The sequence below is a fragment of the Coleofasciculus sp. A1-SPW-01 genome (assembly GCF_040217205.1).
GTDB classification, from domain to species: Bacteria; Cyanobacteriota; Cyanobacteriia; order Cyanobacteriales; family Coleofasciculaceae; genus Coleofasciculus; species Coleofasciculus chthonoplastes_A.
This window is the reverse complement of sequence record NZ_JAVJNP010000055.1, coordinates 1-16,530: the sequence shown is the minus strand read 5'-3', so window position 1 is coordinate 16,530 and position 16,530 is coordinate 1. Positions and strand designations below refer to the sequence as shown.

Below are 16,530 nucleotides of genomic sequence, written 5' to 3'. Positions count from 1 at the left end.
CCAAAGTCCCACGGTGTAATGCTTGTAGGTTGGGTTGACGAAGGAAACCCAACTAATTAAGCGATTAAGCTAGGTTTTCTTCAAATCAAGCCAATCGCTACACATATAAGTAAAATTTATCACCTTATGTACGGGAGAGCCAACTTATTTACCAATGTGTGGCAGGCAATGGCAGCGGTATTTGTAATTTTGTTCGCTTGCTGCCGATTACGGCGATTACCTGCCTGCTGCTGAGTTTTGCGATCGCGATTTTGGTGGATGTTCCTTTATCTCGTTTTCTGTTAGCTGGAGTCAGCAAAGAAAATAAAACCTCCCGCATTGACCAACTCAGTGAAACTGCATCGGAACGGTTTACTCAGTGGAGTTTAAATCATACCGTTCGTAATCAAACCACTGCCCGGGCGTGGACGGCGGGAACCATTGCCTTATTTCTCTGTGTCGTCTTTGCCTTTACCCAAATTCCCACGGTGTTTTTTCCCGAAACCGACGCACGGGATTTGAGTATTAATGTGGAAATGCCGCCGACAACCACGCTGGAAATATCACAAGCGGTAGCGGATGATTTGGGTCAACATTTACGGTCTAAAGACTATTTTGAAAGTGTAATTAAATATGTTAAACGACGCAGTACCTTAGTCAGTTCGGGTGAATTGCAGCCCAGCCAAGCCAGCTATTTGGTGGGATTTGATGCTGTATTTGTTCCTGAAGAACAGCGGCAGTTTACCTCCTTTGAATACGTGGATAAACTGCGTCCCCAACTGGAAGCGACGCTGACATCTTATCCCGGTGCAACTTTAGTGATCAACAGCCAACAAGCCGCTCAAAATGAAGACCCGATCCAAGTCGAAATTACCGGGAACAATCTGAGTGAATTGCGGCGGATTTCTGGGGATATTCAGTTAGCATTGCGGCAAATACCGGGGACAACCGATGTGCGCGATAATTTGGGAGACTTGCAACCGGATTTAAAACTGATTCCCGAACGTGAACAGCTTGATTTTTATGGAATTAGTGAAGAACAACTGGCGGCACAGGCGCGTTATTATAGCAACCGCCATGGCTGTTAGGACACATCATTTATGTAGAGACGCGCCATGGCGCGTCTCTACAATGGTGCCGAACGTCCTAATCGATGTGTCTATTGCTATATATGACCACCAACGATGTTGGCGATTTTGTTCTGGGTGGAAATGAGGAGGATTTAGAAATTCGCCTGAGTACAGCTTGGTTTTCACGCGGAGGAGAGGTTGGGGGTCCGACTCGCCGAGATGAACTTTTATCCTGATGTAGAGGAGTTTCAGTCGGATATTCAAACCTTGCAGTTAATGGGCTTACTATGATTGTTGTCAGTGATACCTCACCCATCACCAATCTGGCAGCAATTGGTCAGCTCGATTTATTGCGGCAATTCTATAAAACCATCATTATTCCGCAAGCTGTTTATAGCAATCCTATTTAGGGTCAGCGGATGAAGTTAACGAGTGCGATTTGACCGTTTTTGCATCCACCAAACTATCAGACCGACAGGAAGCGCTATGAGAACTCCCACGATTATGTGAAACAGTACGTCAAGGAAATTGTAGTAGGAAAGATAAATGGGAATGACAGCTTCAGGGCTATCCGAGGGTTGATTTTTAGTGATAATTGTTTTTACAGGTTCAGAAGTGACTTGAGAGGAGATACCACTGACAGCTAAACCTGTACTGACAACGGCAATTAACAATTCTAATCGTTGTTGTCGTTTTTGAGCTGCCGATTCTGTGGCGCGATCGCTCTCAGCCTGTTCTGTTTCAACAATTCCCCTGATTGTCTCTATCATCTGCTGGAATAGTTGCTGACTGGGGAGAAGACAAGATAAATCTGTGTTTATTTGTTCAATAAATATTTCCAAATTGTGGCTAATAAATTGTTGCAATAATTACAGATTATCCTCTTTTTCAAGGCTAATAAACTTAAGCTAATCCAGCCAAAATTGATAGTTTTTGTTATTCGTTTCAATGGTGTTACGATGGATTTCTAAATCTCGCAGGTGGTTAGCGTAGTCAAAGGCAGTTTGAGAAAGTTCGGTGAGCCATTCTTTGAGTTGCTTCAGCCTTTGAGTAGGCTCCAAGGGCAAGTTCTTCAATCCTTTAGCTTTACCATCTAATTGTCTGTAGAGCTTTCGTGCCTGCTGATTGCACCATCGAGATTCGGAGTAGGTATAGAGAATTTTACTACGACAGCACAGTAGATTAATCAGAGGTTGACCGTAATCTACGGCTGTTTCTAAGGTTTCCGTTTGAGGGTGGCAATTGAGCCAGATGAGAATATGAGGTTGAGCCGGATTCTTTTGGTTATTGCTATATTCAACAATTGGACTGCCTAAAAATCTGCCTTGAGCAGAAAGCCAGTAATTTTTTCTGTTTGACTCTGGCAAAATGGCAGTCAGACAGTCATCAGTAAACGCTTGAATATCGTTGAGTTTACCCTCTGGCTGGGCAAAAAGTACTAGAGTTTGTCCCAGTAAAGAGTTACTTTGAGCAATTTGTAGACAACCTTGGGGATTTAATCCTGCCAATTGGTCAATTTCAACATGAGGATAAGGATAGCGCAAGGTAATGTCAACGGCATAGGTATCGTGGATTTGCAGGGGATAAACTTCGCCTCTGAGTTGGAGTGAACTACCGTTATTAATGGCGGAGAAACTTAATAGATGCTCTGGTTGGAGTAATTCTAGATAGTCGCTTTCTGGATTATCCCGGCTTGGAGTTATCCCGATTTTGCCATTACTCTCTTGGAGACGCTCAAGCAGAGATTCGAGTCTGGGAACATTAAGTTTTTGACCCAATTGTTGACATTGCTCCCACAGGTGATTCGCATCATCAACGGGTTGTTCTTCACCTTGAGCTAAATTGTTACGCAGATGAAAGGCGTAGAGTGTCAGTTTTGGGTTAGCAACCTTCATGAGCCAGAGTTTGATGACTGGGAATCCTGGGAAGAGGAGCTTTGCTGAATGGCATTTTTTAGGGTTTGTTTATTGAGTTCGTAGTTGGGAGTTTTGACGTTGCCTTCTTTGCTACCTGGTGCTTTCTCTCCTGAATCATTAGGGTTAGGGAGAAGTTTTAATTGGGCTTCACGAATTTTAGGGTGTTTTTTGTACCATGATGACAATGCCTTCGATATTTCTGTAATATCATTTGGCAACGGCTCGACTACCTGCTCCAATTCCGCTAAGTCTTCTGGGGTAAAGATGGAACGCTGATGGGTTAGTAGTTCAATGAAAGTAGCAACATTTTGTTCAGAGAATGACATAGCTTGACGGGTTGTTTGTTGTGCAGTTTGCTGGACTAATTCCAAAGGCAATTGGAGTGCTTCAGCAATCTGAGCTGAGGTTAATCCTAACTGGAGCAATGCTAGCACTGTCTCTAATTTTGCCTCTTGCTTACCTTCCTGTTTACCTTCTTCAAAGACTTCTTGATAAAATCGGGTCTTTTTCAGTTCGCTTAATCCCAACATGGCGGCAATCTCCTCGCGGCTTTTTTGTGGTAATTTGTAGACAATAATCGTTTCAATGAGATTAATCAGGTCACGCTGGACAGCTTCATCGTTTAGCTGTTGTTGGGCTTGTTCAATTAAGTGTCGAGCGAGTTGTCCGGCTGTTTCTTCCGGCTCGATTACAAGCTTAACAACTCCTACCCCTAATGAGCGTTCGGCAGCTTCTCCTAATTCATCGAGGTAAATTCGTCTCACCTGGTTTAGGGCTAAGAGGTTACCAAAATGTAAGGGTTGCTCTCGTTCGATAGGGCGGTTGGCATAGATAACAACAACCTGCCAGGGGTGAGGGGGTTGGTATTGTTTTAAGAAGAGGAAGAGTTCAGCAAATAGGCGGTAGTATAAGGAGGCGTCGGGCTGAAACTGAACTTCCACGAGGTAGAACGGTTTGTCGGGTTCGTTGGTTTTGGGTAGGAATAAACCATCTAGGCGAAAGGCTAATTGTTTGACTTCGCGGGAGGTGAATTCGTAGCTAGCGGCTTCTTCAGGGGAACGATTGATCAGTTCAAAGAAGATGCTAGGAAAGGCTTGGAACAGGTTGTAGAAGATGCTATCAGTTTTCACGGGTTATTGACCAATGGCACAGAATGCTGCCCAGTGGTAGGGAGATTCAAAGGGTTTGCTACTCGGTTGTAAATTATAGAAGAAAGCATCCAATTGTAGTTCCTGTTCATCATCCAAGGGGAGTTGGCTTGCCCACTGCTGCAATTGTTCTTTTGTAGCATCTCTGAGCCAGGTTTGGGCAGTGTTGAGGGCTACGGCGACGGTTGAGCCGGATTTGAGATTTTGATAGAACTTAATCATCAACAGGGCTGTCGATAAGTCGTTCACTCTCCAAAGGGAACTAACGACACTGGGAGAACCCGCGATGAGGAAGCCACTGGGTAAGCCTATGTATTCGTCACTGGTGTTGAAGAAATCAATTAATCCAGTTTCGCAAGCGGAAAGGGTGACGAGGCGACATTGTTCTAAGTTGAGGCTAAGGATGGCATCGAGGGTGAGGCACTGGTTCAAGTCATGGGTTTCACCGTCGCGCACATTAAGATAACGTTCTGTGTCTGGGTTGATGGGTGCGGTAGTTAGGGGTGCATTTGCCAAGATGAGAGCAGATTTGCGGGGATTATCTAAGTTAAAGTAGCCGTGACAGCTAAAGTGGGCGCAGTGGATTGTGTTCAAGTTTGTGTCATTGATAGCTGTTAATGTTGCGGTTTCTTTTTCGAGGATATTAACGGGGTTAAAGTAGTCTGTGATGGCTTGAACTTCCAAATCGGTATAGGCAAGGTCGTTTGTGGGGTTTTGGATGGCAAATAGGTGGGTAAAATTGGGACGTTTTCGTTTTTGTGCTTGGAGCAAGAGTTGACAACTGGGTGCGTAGCTGACACCGTTGGGGAAGCAATCGAGTAAGCAAACTGTTCTGCCGTTTTGAGATAAGGGCAAGGCTTGAATAGGAAGTAGATGCAGAAATGTATGAGGAATCAGAACCAAGCGCGAACAAGTCTTTGGTACTAGCGTGAGAATGTCGTCTAAATACAGAATCTCAGCCAGATGAATGAGACGAGAAGCGAGACTATTTTTCCACTCATGGTTTGCCTGATCATACGCCTTTAGATAGTCTATAACCCAATCTACAACAGCATCTCTCTGCTTGGCTGCGTTAGCTATCTTCAACCGTCGCAGACTATTTCGGGTAATAATAAATGTTTCCAAACCTGTAGTGGTGATGTACCACTCAACAACAGTAGTATGCTCATCCAAAGTTGCCTGGAATTGGTCAAGCTTGAAACCAGAACCAATGGGTAGATAGCGGTTTTGTAAGTCGTTACGCTGTTGTCGTAATTGCCGTAGATATTGCCCGAGGGCTTTTGGGTTTTCGGCTTTGCCATTCTGGAGTTGATATTGATCCCTGGTGATTTCATCTCGAAGTTGTTCGAGTTGAGTGACAACTTTTGAGGGAAAGATGGTTTTGAGATCGCGCTCAAGAATCAGTTCAACTAAGTTGCGGGTTTTACTCCGTTCAGCATATTCTATGGCTTCAGTGATATTGTCTAATTCCAGGCAAACCTCTACCATGCAGCGGTAAAGCGGGTTCCATATTTCGGCTTGTTTGCGTTTGCTTTCATCGCCAGAAACAATTTCGCCCCGCAAAAACTCCACGGTTTCAATGGCACGATTAAAGCTTGTGTAAGCTTTAATAAGCTGTTCGGCGTTTTGGTAAGCAATACCTAAATGGAATAATGTCTGAGCATGGTTTTGGGGGAAGGCATCTTGAGTGCGAACTTGTAGGGCAGCTTGATAAGCATTGATCGCGTTGTCTAGATTTTGTTCTCGGTCTCCCTGAATTCGCTTACAGAAACTATTACCAAGATTATTTTGGATGTCAGCCCATTTTTCTGGAAGCGTCTTTTGGGAACAACTTTGCAAGGCAGTTTGGTAAGCCGTGAGTGCATCTTCTATATTCTTTTCTTGGTATGCATTGCCTAAGTTATTGTAGACTCCTACCCAATCTTGGAGAAACGCTTCTTTTTCTTTAGTGTAGAATTGTAAAGCAAATTGGTAGGCAACAATTGCTTTCTCTATGTTTTCTAACTTCTCTCCTTTAATTCGCTTGCAGTAAGCATTGCCTAAATTAGTTTGAGCCATCGCCCATTGTTCTGGGAACGACTTCTTTTTGTACACCTGTAGTGCAGCTTGATAGGCATTGATCGCGTTCTCTATATTTTCTACCCGATCCCCTAAAATCCGCTCCCGATAGGCAACACCTAGGGTGTTTTGAGTTAGTGCCCAATCTTGAGCTTCAGGGTTCTGGACTTGTAGAGCCAATTCACAAGAAGCGATCGCGTCCTCTATATTCTGCGTTGAGTCCCCCAGAATCCGTTCGCAGTAGGTAGCACCCAGATTGCACCGAGTTGTAGCCCATTGCACTGGAAATGAGTCGCGAGTAAAAACTTTGAGCGCTGCTTCGTATCCTGCAATGACGATTTCCAGATTTATTGCCTTGCTACCTAACGGAAACTTTGCAATTAAGTTGCTGAATTCACCAAGGCTAGCGGCAATATCTTGTGCTTCTCGAAAAGAAGCTCGTGATAGTGCAGTCTTCGCCCAACTCCGCAACAGTTGAGCAAAATTATCATCTAGCTTATCCAGATTTACTTGTAGCAAGGGATAAATGACATTCAAGTTACCTTTACTGTTAAAAGTTACTCGTAAAACTTTTTCTATGAACTTTAAATAAGTTTGGCGGCTTATTCTCTTTGTACTAAATCCTTTACCCATGTTGACCCGTTAACCTCTTTGGGGACATAAAGTTAATCGCACAACCTCATCTGGGCAGCACATCATCAAGTTTAAATGCTAACCTGGGTAACATTCGTGACTCAATTAACTTTCCCAGTCGATATTGCTGTTGAACATAGTCTTCACCGACTAACTGACAAACTGTAATAGTTGGCTGCTTGGGTCTGCCAATGAAAGCAACACCACCTAATCCTCGATAATCAACAATCCAATATTCGGGAATACCCAACAAGGCATATTCTTCAACTTTACGAGCATAATCTGTCTCCCAATTTGTACTTACTACTTCAAGAATTAATTTAATCGAAGTTCCCAACGTAATCACAGGTTCTCGCTCCCATAACGGCTCATTCACTAATGCAGTTTCATCTAAAACCACGACATCAGGACGACGCGCCGTAGCTGCATCTGTAAAAGGTCTAACAATACAAGTGCGCGGAATAAACCAGGGATGTCCTTGTCGTTCTAACTCAATACTCAGTTTACTGGCTAATTTTCCCGCGACTGTTTCATGAGGTCCCGTTGGTTCCATGTCAATTAACTCTCCATCCGCTAATTCATAGCGAGTATTGTTGCTATAGTGGGCGATAAATTCCTCGAAAATTAGCAGTTGAGATGACGTATAAACCATACGTTAACCTCTGAGTATATTGACAATTTATTATACCAAATCCCGGTTAACTACCCATTGTTGCCTAAGCTGTTATGCATTTAAATTGGGAATAGGTAGCGAGCAAGATGCTCAATGTAGCGAGCAAGATGCAAAGCCTGCGGCATGGCTTCGCTTAACGCACTACGGCAAGGATTTCTCCATTATTGACATTATGGTTTAAATGCCGAACAGCTTACCGCAGCTTAGGGTTAAAATATCAGCATACCGCAGCGGTGAGAGTGGCGCTTAATCAGCGGTATTCTCCGGCGACGGCGCAAAAGATGCTCTGAACTGTGGGAGTATGTTAGGTTTCCTAATGTGATACAATAGCCATAGCTCACTTTGGCATCCTCCAAAAGAATAGTGCAGCTCTATGCCCGAAATCGTCGAAATTCCTATTGAACTAACCCGATTCCAGCTTCCCCAAGCGGTTCACGCACGCCTACAATTTTTGTTGGATCGTCAGGATGAGGGCTATACCCTGTCTCAGGCAGAACGACAGGAAGCAGAAGGACTGGTTGAACTTGTGGAATTTTTATCTCTACTGCGTTTGCAATCAACACGGGTGATGAAGCAAGCATAGATGGCAACAATTCCAGCTTCCCTCCGCCGATTAGTCATTCAAAGAGCAGATAACCGCTGTGAATATTGCGGTATATCACAAATTGGTCAAGTAGCTACTTTCCATATCGACCACATTGTTCCTGTCGTAGCTGGTGGCGAGACAATTGCTGAAAACTTGGCTCTTGCTTGTGTCTCCTGCTCACTTCGCAAAGGGGCACGGCAAAAGCTTGAGGACTCGGAAACGGGTGAAGTTGTCTCCATTTTTAATCCTTTTAGTACGCTTATTCCCCTTTTTGTAATCTTTAATCCTGTCTGTTTTTACAACTACTTGTAACTACTTATCTATCAAAAAGGTGACAAGAGTTTTTTACTTTTAACTCAGGTAGAGATAGGGGAATCATTAATTTTTAATCAACTAACCACTCCCCCATCCCACTGCTATGATATTGTCGCCTACAGTTGCACGGTCACGGTTTTCACTTCAGTGTAATTCTCTAAACAATACTCACCTAATTCGCGACCTATGCCAGACTGTTTAAATCCACCAAAGGGTGCAGCCGCGTCAAAGACATGGTAGCAATTGACCCAAACTGTACCTGCACGCACATTATGAGCGATCGCGTGGGCTTTAGCTATGTCTTTTGTCCACACTCCTGCGGCGAGTCCGTACATAGTGGTGTTTCCCAGACGAATCGCTTCATCGATGTCTTTAAACTTAATAATGCTCATCACCGGACCAAAGATTTCCTCTTGGGCAATCTTCATGGAGTTATCAACATCAGCAAAGACAGTCGGTTCAACAAAGAAGCCGCGATCGCCAATTCGATTTCCGCCACACAGCATTTTTGCCCCTTCTCGCTGTCCGGCTTCAATATAGCTCATGATTTTATCAAATTGAGCCTGATCCACTTGGGGTCCTTGCTTGGTTTTGGCATCAAAAGGATCACCGACGGTGCGCTGTTTTGCCCGTTCTACACATTTAGCCACAAACTCGTCGTAGCATTTTTCTTCTACAAATACTCGTGAACCCGCATTACAACATTGACCTTGGTTGAAAAATAGACCGTGATGGACACCTTCAATCGCCGCATCCATATCAGCGTCAGCAAAGACGATATTGGGACTCTTACCGCCCAATTCTAAGGTGACGCGCTTGAGGTTGGTTTTGGCGGCTTGTTCCATAACCAAATGTCCCACCTCTGTTGAACCCGTAAAGGCTAATTTATTGATATCGGGATGAGACGCGATCGCACCTCCGGCTGTGGGTCCATAACCGGGTAGAATATTCACAACGCCCGGAGGAAAACCCGCTTCCAGAATCAGTTCACCGACTCGCAATGCGGTTAGGGGTGTTTGTTCTGCTACTTTCAGAATTACTGTATTACCAGCCGCCAATGCTGGTGCGAGTTTCCAGGCTTGCATTAACAAGGGGAAGTTCCAGGGAATAATTTGACCCACAACTCCCACAGGTTCGTGTCGCGTATAGCAGAAGTAAGGACCATTAATCGGGATGGTTTTGCCCTCAATCTTATCTGCCCAACCTGCATAATAACGGTAGCAAGCAATGGTTAATGGCAAGTCACCATTCATTGACTCACCTAGAGGTTTGCCGTTATCAAGGCTTTCTAAGCGTGCCAGTTCTTCTTTGTTCTGTTCAATTAAATCTGCCAGTTTATAGAGTAATCGTCCCCGACTACTGGCGGACATGGTGCGCCATTCCCCACTCTCAAATGCTGCCCGCGCTGCTTGCACCGCCCTATCTACATCGGGGGCGTCTGCTTCAGCCACATCACAGATAACCTCTCCTGTGGCGGGATTGATCGTCTCAAATCGGCGACCTGTGGCGCTTTCCACCCATTCGTTGTTAATTAACAACTGAGTCGGACCGATTTTCACATTTTGTTCTGGTGCTGTGGCGGTTACCATCAAATTCTCCTTTCGTTCTTACTGCAAAAAGCAATAGGATTGTGGTCATGCATTAGTTTCTACCAATTCTCTATCTATGACCGTCTCCATTCACTTGTCCTACAACCTTAGAAACATAACGCTCCAGTTTTATCTATCTAAAGTTATAGATTAAATATTATTAACTTATGTAAAACAAGCTGTTGTCTGTCATCCAGGAATCCATGATCGCCTGATAATCTAGAGTCCATAGTTTTTTAAGTTGAAGTTTACTTTAGCGTCTAAGTTTCAAGTTTTAATTATGTCAAAAAAATCGATGTATTTGCTTTCGTAAAGATTAATTTTTATGTACAAAAATCTTGAGGAGGTGAACAGAATCCGCGATCGCAGGTTCCCAGATGGATGCTTTCTCCAAGGATATCGCGATGCAAGCGTCTCCAGGTTAGGGGATCATCGGTTTTTCCTGTCCAAACCTTTGCCAGTGCTGTGTCCAGAGATTAAACAACCAGGAGATATGCTGGTGATTGTATTGTTTATGATGCCGTTTGCGATCACTCTCAATTAAAAGCCACAATTGCCGCAGTTGTTGGCAGGTGGTGCAGTGTTGAATTTGGCAGGCGATCGCGTTGAACCACTGGCGTAATTGGCGATAACTGATGAATTGTCCGCCTTTGTCGCGGCGATGAACAAAGACGATATATGCCCAGGACTCCACACGCACGATTAGGTGTTTAGGGATTTTTAGGAATTTCGCGATCGTGGCGAGGCTGATGCGGAATTTCTGGGCGGGTTGGAGGTGGCGAAATAAAGGTGTCATGATACCAGTTAGTTGAGTTTGTAAGTTTTCGATCCCCCTAAAACATCGGTCTAGTAACTAGAGTTAGCGATCGCAATAGGTAGAAATATGCCATGGCATGTCAGTTGTAGGGGCGGGTTTAGCCGTTTAATTTTGGTATCTACCGATAACTTCAAAGGCAAAACCCGCCCTTCGTCCAAACATGGGTTATGGGGAGTTTGGGGGATCTGATGATTAACTGTTGGGGTAAGATTTCAGGATTAGGCGCTGATTTGCTGTGGCTTCTGGGGTGACGTCAAATACAATTTGATAACTACCTGTAGGATTATTGGCTTGAAAGATACGCAGGTAGGCTTCGGCATCACTGCGACGGCGACAGCGCAGGATAATCGCGTTTTGCAGTTTGGGAAGGCGATGAACGATGCACCAGGGTTTGAGTTGATCCTTGTAACTCATGAGATTTTCCTCGTTGTAGGTTGTTTGGCTAAACATGAAGGAAGAACGACAGCAAGATCGAGAGTCACGCTTAAGAAAACGGCGAGAGGAACTAGGCTTAACTCAAAGAGATATTGCCCTAGCTCTAGGAAAGACGGATCAAACCATTAGCAACTGGGAAACAGGCATATATGAGCCAAAGATGACTCCCCGTGAAGTTAAAGCGCTGTGTCGGCTGCTGAAATGGAGTTTGGAGGATATGCCAGACGAGTTTGGCATACCTAAATCTCAATCGGCGGATAATCATACCAACAACTTGGACGCCAGGAAATAAATTTCCGGCTAAAAGCTCAAGTCCATTAAAATGGACTACAAACTAGAGATGCAGTCAGCTCGATTCTGACTTTAGCTTTTGGGGGCAAGATCCTCCCCATACATAAATGACAGGGATTTCCATTCGCCCCCTTACCAACCCTAATTTTCGATGAAAGCTAGAATCCCATTCAACAGCTAACTCGCCATGCAAATTACCCAATGTCTCCATACAGCTATTCTCGTCTCTAACCTGGAGAGAGCCGAACACTTTTATGGCAACATCTTAGGGTTATCGAAAGTCGAGCGATCGCTAAAATATCCAGGTGTCTGGTATCAGATTGGCGATGTTCAACTCCACCTCATCGTTGACACCACGCTCTCAACTCACCTGCAAAACCCGGAAAAATGGGGGCGCAATCCTCACGTCGCCTTCTCGATTGCTAACTTAGATGACGCCAAAACCAAGCTATTGGAACATAACTGCCCGATCCAAATGAGTGCATCGGGTCGTGCGGCTTTGTTCACTCAAGACCCCGATGGTAACATTATTGAACTCAGTCAAGTTTAGTTTTATGTCCTTTGTCATTCGTCGTTATTCAAAACCCGGTTTCCTTAAGCACAGGATCGGTCAGGGCGGGTTTTGAACAAACGTGATCATCGATAGTGAAACGAAAATCCCTAAACCCGCCCCTACACAGTCAAAATGCAACACCAGGTTCCCTCGAAAGTCGTGAAGGGTCAACAATGCGAATCGTCGCCTACATCTATACTGATCCTCTCTTAGAATCTCCTCCAGATCCAGTTATCTGGGGGTGGGAGGTGGATCACGTCTATCAAGATTTGGGTGGGCGTCAACAGTGGCGACAACTCCTCGCTGACTGTCAAACTGAACCGACTGATTATCTGCTGATCCGCCGTTTAGAAGAACTAGGCGACTCTATTACCCAAGTGAGCGATCGCCTCACTCAAATCCAAGCCCTAGGCGTCATTGTTATGGCAACCGAACAATCCTACTGTTCCCATGACTCCAACTCCCAAACCAACTTACTCCAACTCCTCAGTGAAGTCCAGCAAGAAGCCAGTTCTCGCCGCCTGCGTCAAGGACATGCCCGTAATCGCCTCAATGCCTTACCCCCACCGGGAAAAGCCCCCTACGGCTACCGACGGGGCAAAGACCGCTATATTCTAGATCGCAGTACCGCGCCCTTAGTCAAGGATTTTTTTGACCAATTTCTGCTGTACGGCTCATTACGCGGTGCGGTGCGGTACCTGGAAAAAAAGTATAGTAAAAAAATTTCCGTGGCAACAGGTAAACGTTGGTTAACCAGCCCTGTCTATCGGGGTGATCTCGCCTATCGCAACGGAGAAGTGATCTGTGACACCCATAGCCCAATTCTCAACCGCGAAGAAGCCGCCCAAATTGACCGTTTGCTGCGTCGCAACCGTCGCCTCCCGTCTCGAACCGCCAGCGCCCCGCGTTCCTTAGCGGGTTTAGTTGTCTGTGGTGAGTGTCAATCTCAGATGAGTGTTACCAGTGTCACTCGCCCCCGCCAAACCTGGGAATATCTTTATCTGCGTCCGGTTAACTGTCCCCAGCGCCCTAAATGCCGTGCGATTCCCTACCAACAGGTTTTAGATTTCACAATTCAAACCATTTGTCAAGAGTTGCCCCGTGCCGTAGCCGGGATAAACCTGCCCAACTTGGATGAGGTCAAGCAATCTCTCAAGAGCAAAATTGCTGAGCAAAAAGGGGTATTAGACCAGCTTAACCACTTAACCGCCACAGGTGTTCTGGATACCGAAACCGCCCAGCTTCGCGCCTATAAGCTTCGCACCGAACAGTCTCAACTCCTTTCCCAGCTTGCTTCCCTACCCCCCGTGAATTTAGGCGCGATCGCACAAACCGTATCCATTCCCCAATTCTGGTCAGATTTATCGGAATCTGAACGCCGATTTTACTTTCGAGAATTTATTCGACAAGTCCAACTCATTCGCCAGGGTAAAGAGTGGCGGCTTCAACTGATTTTTATCTTTTGACAAAAACGGTATCATACAGGAGTCCGAATAGAGTATGATATCTAGCTTGGGTGCATATCGTGACTCATGTAAGTTATCCTGATTATTCCATTCATAGGGGGTAAATGGATAATCCCATCCCAACCAGGTGCAACTGCCTCAAACCACTGATGAATTAGAACGTTAGCGAGAGGCTAAGACCTGGGAATTTTTATGGATGCTGCTGAATTGCTAAAGGGTTATGCTGCCGGAGAGCGAGATTTTGAGGGAGTTAAACTCCGGGGAGCCTATCTGACTGAAGCAATTCTCAATGGGGCGAATCTGAGGCGCAGCGACTTGAGTGGTGCTAATCTCAGTGGCGCTAGTTTAAAAGGATCGAACCTGAGCGAAGCCAATTTGAGTCAAGCCAACTTAAGCGTCGCTAATTTAAGCAAAGCTGAACTCAACGATGCCAATTTAACGGCGGCTGAGTTAGTCAGAGCCACGTTGATTGAATGTAACTTAAAACGTGCGAATTTGACAGAAGCGCATCTGCGGGAAGCTAGCTTGATGTTTGCCAATCTTGCCCAAGCCTGTCTTTATCAAGCTGATTTACACGGCGCGATGCTGCATCAGGCTATTTTACATTGGGCAAGCTTAAAGAATGCAGATTTAATTGGAGCAATCCTACAAGGGGCTGATATGAGGGGTGCTGATCTCTCTCAAGCTTGTTTGATTCGCGCTGATGTATCCAAGGCAATTTTGATGGTTGCTGATCTGCGCGGGGCAATTGTTATGGGGGCTAATTTTAAAGCCGCCATACTCACAGGCGCGGTTTTGCCAGATGGCAAGATGCATCAATAAGTAAGGTCTGCTGAATAAGTGTTGTGGTGAGGGGGAGCGGGGGAAGCGGGGGAAGCGGGGGAAGCGGGGGAAGCTGGGGGAGCTGGGGAAGCTGGGGAAGCTGGGGAAGCTGGGGGAGCTGGGGAAGCTGGGGAAGCTGGGGAAGCTGGGGAAGCTGGGCAAGCTGGGGGAGCAAGGGTGCTTAAGTGCTAAAAACGATTTGTCCATTCTGAATCGCGACTAACTGCATTTTCAATGGTCCGGCTGTAGAGGTTTGGTCTTGGGCGATCGCTCTCACCGCCAGAGGTTGCTCAGATTCGGCTAACTGTTCTATAAAGCGAATCAGGGTAGACGGATCACCATCGGCAACTTGAATCGAACCGAGGACTCCAGCGCGACGGGCGCGAAACTGAGAGGCGGCAAGTAACTGGTCAATGCGCTGTTGCAGTGCCTTATTTGTCAAGGTTGAAGTATCGATAGAAACAGCGGCTAACACCTCCCCCGGTTCAAACACCATTTGATTGAGCGCTGCATCGGCAAAGGCTTGAATCGGTTTTTCGCCAACCACATAGTTTCCGGCGGAGAGAATTCGCACCACATAGTCTTCACCATCTTGAATTTGCTCAATTAACTGTTCGGCTTGGGCTTTTGTAATTTGAATCAGGGGTTCCTTCGGTTCCTCAGATCCGGGCAAAATAATTTCCGTGGCGGTTCGATTGGCTTCCCGCAGGAGTTGATCAACCGCCTCAGATGCGGCTGACGGTTCAACAATACGCACCACCCCAAATGCCAGCACTTGACCGCGCAAAATTGCCACATTGCCCTGACGCAGGGCTTGATAGTTCTGATAATACTGCTCCAGAATATCGACTTGCCGTTCTAAAAATGCCAGTTGTTGTTCTTGCTCTTGGAGTTGTTTGTTACGTTGGGCGATGAGGAGTTCCCGTTGGGCAAGTTCCTCTTCCAGTTGAGCTAAGCGAACTTCCCGTTGGGCGATCGCCTCTTGGAGTTCGGCTTGCAGTTCTTGAAGACGGGCTTCCCGTTGGGCGATCGCCTCCTGAAGACGGGCTTCCCGTTCAGCCATGGTTTCAATCACGTTATCTTTTTGGGCGAGTTCCTGCTCTTTTTCTCTCAGTTGCTGATTTCTCTGCTCAAGTTCCTGGTTTTTTAGCGCCAGTTGCTGGCTGGTTTCCTCCAGTTCCTGATCCCGTTGAGCCACTAACTCTTTAAGCTGGCTAATGTCTGCCCTCAGTTGATTCCGTTGCTCAATTAACTGCCCACGTTCAGCCAAGAGTGACTGAATTTCTGAACGTAGATTACTTGCCTGTTTTGAGATATCTCGCAGTTGAGCTTGAGCCTTCTGGAAATTGCTGTTCAGTTCATCCAGACGCTGTTGTACTTTGGCTTGCTCGGCTCTAGTTTTAGCCAGTTCGCCCTCTACTTGTTGTTTCTGGGCATTAACAACTTCCACATCCCGACGCGCATGTCTAAGTTGTCGCAGAATGTTATCTAATTGAAACACCCCTTCCCGCAGGGATTCACTCAGACCGAAGAGAATACCTAAGGTTGAGGCAGAAATCAAACATCCCGTCATAATCGTGACCACCGTCGCCGTTTTACGAGGACGTAAGTTAAATAAACTCAGCCGCGCCTTGCCAACTTTCGTACCAATGCGATCGCCTAAAGTTGCGAGGACTCCTCCCAACAGTAATATTGCCACGATCAGGATATAAGCGCTGGTCATCACGATGCTACGTCTGTCCAGATACAGCCTATCTTATGGCTGAGGCGGATTATATATTTTTTTTGGGTTCATGGTTCATGGTTCCGCCGAGACAATTCGTCTCTCCGGAGTCTTCCCCGGCTTCCCCGGCTTCCAGACGCGCCATGGCGCGTCTCTACAGGCTTCCCCGGCTTCCCCGCACCTCTGCACCCCTGCTCCTCTGCATTTTTGCTCAAATTGTGCATAAGCTCTCAATCTTCAGAGATAGATGCCATTGAAAGCGATATATCAAGGATATCTACCATGCAACTCAAGCACATTGGACTGACAGCCGTTTTAACCGCTTCTAAAAACCTAGACAAACCTACCCATCAGTAATTCTGCCTTGGTATAAGTCCACGGTGTAACTTTTGGTCGATAACCGTTAACGCTTACGCTTGGCTGATACCCGGCATTGTCGCTCGATATCAGCCTTAA

Annotated in this window: 16 protein-coding genes and 2 pseudogenes; 9 read left to right on the top strand and 9 right to left on the bottom strand. The window is 45.9% G+C overall.

Translation table 11 applies throughout. The annotated features are described in order from the left end of the window. Window positions 1-158 precede the first annotated feature (158 nt). From RH949_RS09380 to RH949_RS09370, 3 genes and pseudogenes are all read left to right on the top strand, one after another. Window positions 159-1,067 (top strand): efflux RND transporter permease subunit, encoded by a 909-nt coding sequence (locus tag RH949_RS09380; RefSeq protein ID WP_446352670.1) that lies wholly within the window; start codon window positions 159-161, stop codon window positions 1,065-1,067. Between the two features lie 83 nt (window positions 1,068-1,150). Further along, entirely contained in the window at window positions 1,151-1,285 is a 135-nt protein-coding gene (locus RH949_RS09375) for a hypothetical protein (protein ID WP_006098173.1), read from the top strand. A 51-nt stretch (window positions 1,286-1,336) separates the two neighbouring features. Next, a pseudogene (locus RH949_RS09370) lies at window positions 1,337-1,444 on the top strand (DUF3368 domain-containing protein); the annotation flags it as partial. Window positions 1,445-1,474: 30 nt separating this feature from the next. On the opposite strand, the gene RH949_RS09365 reads toward RH949_RS09370, so the two are convergent. The 5 genes from RH949_RS09365 to RH949_RS09345 all read right to left on the bottom strand — a co-directional run bounded on the left by RH949_RS09365 (window position 1,475) and on the right by RH949_RS09345 (window position 7,456). Further along, on the bottom strand, window positions 1,475-1,819 hold the full coding sequence (locus RH949_RS09365) for a hypothetical protein (RefSeq protein WP_446352669.1): 345 nt from the start codon (window positions 1,817-1,819) through the stop codon (window positions 1,475-1,477). 138 nt (window positions 1,820-1,957) lie between these two features. Further along, window positions 1,958-2,944: a hypothetical protein gene (locus tag RH949_RS09360; protein ID WP_446352668.1), complete on the bottom strand. Its 987-nt coding sequence runs from the start codon at window positions 2,942-2,944 to the stop codon at window positions 1,958-1,960. Next, window positions 2,941-4,095 (bottom strand): Rpn family recombination-promoting nuclease/putative transposase, encoded by a 1,155-nt coding sequence (locus RH949_RS09355; protein WP_446352667.1) that lies wholly within the window; start codon window positions 4,093-4,095, stop codon window positions 2,941-2,943. Before RH949_RS09355 ends, RH949_RS09360 begins: the two co-directional genes overlap by 4 nt. A gap of 3 nt (window positions 4,096-4,098) precedes the next feature. Further along, complete coding sequence (locus RH949_RS09350) at window positions 4,099-6,708, bottom strand: CHAT domain-containing protein (RefSeq protein WP_446352666.1); 2,610 nt, start codon at window positions 6,706-6,708, stop codon at window positions 4,099-4,101. Between the two features lie 142 nt (window positions 6,709-6,850). Continuing rightward, on the bottom strand, window positions 6,851-7,456 hold the full coding sequence (locus RH949_RS09345; protein WP_006097969.1) for a Uma2 family endonuclease: 606 nt from the start codon (window positions 7,454-7,456) through the stop codon (window positions 6,851-6,853). A gap of 394 nt (window positions 7,457-7,850) precedes the next feature. Here RH949_RS09345 and RH949_RS09340 point away from each other — a divergent pair, with 394 nt between their 5' ends. Continuing rightward, window positions 7,851-8,060 carry a hypothetical protein gene (locus RH949_RS09340; RefSeq protein WP_006098052.1) on the top strand — a complete coding sequence of 70 codons (210 nt, stop codon included), beginning with the start codon at window positions 7,851-7,853 and terminating at the stop codon, window positions 8,058-8,060. Continuing rightward, window positions 8,061-8,312 (top strand): annotated as a pseudogene (locus tag RH949_RS09335) (HNH endonuclease); the annotation flags it as partial. Between the two features lie 182 nt (window positions 8,313-8,494). Here RH949_RS09335 and RH949_RS09330 read toward each other — a convergent pair. From RH949_RS09330 to RH949_RS09320, 3 genes are all read right to left on the bottom strand, one after another. Continuing rightward, a complete protein-coding gene (locus RH949_RS09330; RefSeq protein WP_006098251.1) occupies window positions 8,495-9,967 on the bottom strand; it encodes an aldehyde dehydrogenase family protein in 1,473 nt (490 codons plus the stop codon). Window positions 9,968-10,388: 421 nt separating this feature from the next. Then, complete coding sequence (locus tag RH949_RS09325) at window positions 10,389-10,763, bottom strand: hypothetical protein (protein ID WP_446352665.1); 375 nt, start codon at window positions 10,761-10,763, stop codon at window positions 10,389-10,391. A 213-nt stretch (window positions 10,764-10,976) separates the two neighbouring features. Then, on the bottom strand, window positions 10,977-11,198 hold the full coding sequence (locus tag RH949_RS09320) for a hypothetical protein (RefSeq protein WP_446352664.1): 222 nt from the start codon (window positions 11,196-11,198) through the stop codon (window positions 10,977-10,979). 34 nt (window positions 11,199-11,232) lie between these two features. On the opposite strand from RH949_RS09320, the gene RH949_RS09315 reads away from it, so the two are divergent. From RH949_RS09315 to RH949_RS09300, 4 genes are all read left to right on the top strand, one after another. Then, window positions 11,233-11,511, top strand: coding sequence for a helix-turn-helix transcriptional regulator (locus RH949_RS09315; RefSeq protein ID WP_446352663.1), 279 nt, complete (start codon window positions 11,233-11,235; stop codon window positions 11,509-11,511). Window positions 11,512-11,697: 186 nt separating this feature from the next. Further along, entirely contained in the window at window positions 11,698-12,060 is a 363-nt protein-coding gene (locus RH949_RS09310) for a VOC family protein (protein WP_446352662.1), read from the top strand. Window positions 12,061-12,236: 176 nt separating this feature from the next. Then, the gene (locus RH949_RS09305) at window positions 12,237-13,529 is read left to right on the top strand and encodes a recombinase family protein (RefSeq protein ID WP_006097832.1); all 1,293 of its coding nucleotides are present in this window, start codon (window positions 12,237-12,239) and stop codon (window positions 13,527-13,529) included. Window positions 13,530-13,721: 192 nt separating this feature from the next. Next, window positions 13,722-14,351 carry a pentapeptide repeat-containing protein gene (locus RH949_RS09300; protein ID WP_006097968.1) on the top strand — a complete coding sequence of 210 codons (630 nt, stop codon included), beginning with the start codon at window positions 13,722-13,724 and terminating at the stop codon, window positions 14,349-14,351. 181 nt (window positions 14,352-14,532) lie between these two features. Here RH949_RS09300 and RH949_RS09295 read toward each other — a convergent pair whose 3' ends face one another. Beyond that, window positions 14,533-16,074: a DUF3084 domain-containing protein gene (locus tag RH949_RS09295; protein ID WP_446352671.1), complete on the bottom strand. Its 1,542-nt coding sequence runs from the start codon at window positions 16,072-16,074 to the stop codon at window positions 14,533-14,535. Window positions 16,075-16,530: the final 456 nt, after the last annotated feature.

Excerpts from the sequence above, each read along its gene's own strand:
- RH949_RS09375 (WP_006098173.1), top strand. The coding sequence starts at position 1,151 with ATGACCACCAACGATGTTGGCGATTTTGTTCTGGGTGGAAATGAGGAG.
- RH949_RS09365 (WP_446352669.1), bottom strand. The coding sequence starts at position 1,819 with ATGATAGAGACAATCAGGGGAATTGTTGAAACAGAACAGGCTGAGAGC.
- RH949_RS09360 (WP_446352668.1), bottom strand. The coding sequence starts at position 2,944 with ATGAAGGTTGCTAACCCAAAACTGACACTCTACGCCTTTCATCTGCGT.
- RH949_RS09345 (WP_006097969.1), bottom strand. The coding sequence starts at position 7,456 with ATGGTTTATACGTCATCTCAACTGCTAATTTTCGAGGAATTTATCGCC.
- RH949_RS09340 (WP_006098052.1), top strand. The coding sequence starts at position 7,851 with ATGCCCGAAATCGTCGAAATTCCTATTGAACTAACCCGATTCCAGCTT.
- RH949_RS09330 (WP_006098251.1), bottom strand. The coding sequence starts at position 9,967 with ATGGTAACCGCCACAGCACCAGAACAAAATGTGAAAATCGGTCCGACT.
- RH949_RS09325 (WP_446352665.1), bottom strand. The coding sequence starts at position 10,763 with ATGACACCTTTATTTCGCCACCTCCAACCCGCCCAGAAATTCCGCATC.
- RH949_RS09320 (WP_446352664.1), bottom strand. The coding sequence starts at position 11,198 with ATGAGTTACAAGGATCAACTCAAACCCTGGTGCATCGTTCATCGCCTT.
- RH949_RS09315 (WP_446352663.1), top strand. The coding sequence starts at position 11,233 with ATGAAGGAAGAACGACAGCAAGATCGAGAGTCACGCTTAAGAAAACGG.
- RH949_RS09310 (WP_446352662.1), top strand. The coding sequence starts at position 11,698 with ATGCAAATTACCCAATGTCTCCATACAGCTATTCTCGTCTCTAACCTG.
- RH949_RS09305 (WP_006097832.1), top strand. The coding sequence starts at position 12,237 with ATGCGAATCGTCGCCTACATCTATACTGATCCTCTCTTAGAATCTCCT.
- RH949_RS09300 (WP_006097968.1), top strand. The coding sequence starts at position 13,722 with ATGGATGCTGCTGAATTGCTAAAGGGTTATGCTGCCGGAGAGCGAGAT.
- RH949_RS09295 (WP_446352671.1), bottom strand. The coding sequence starts at position 16,074 with ATGACCAGCGCTTATATCCTGATCGTGGCAATATTACTGTTGGGAGGA.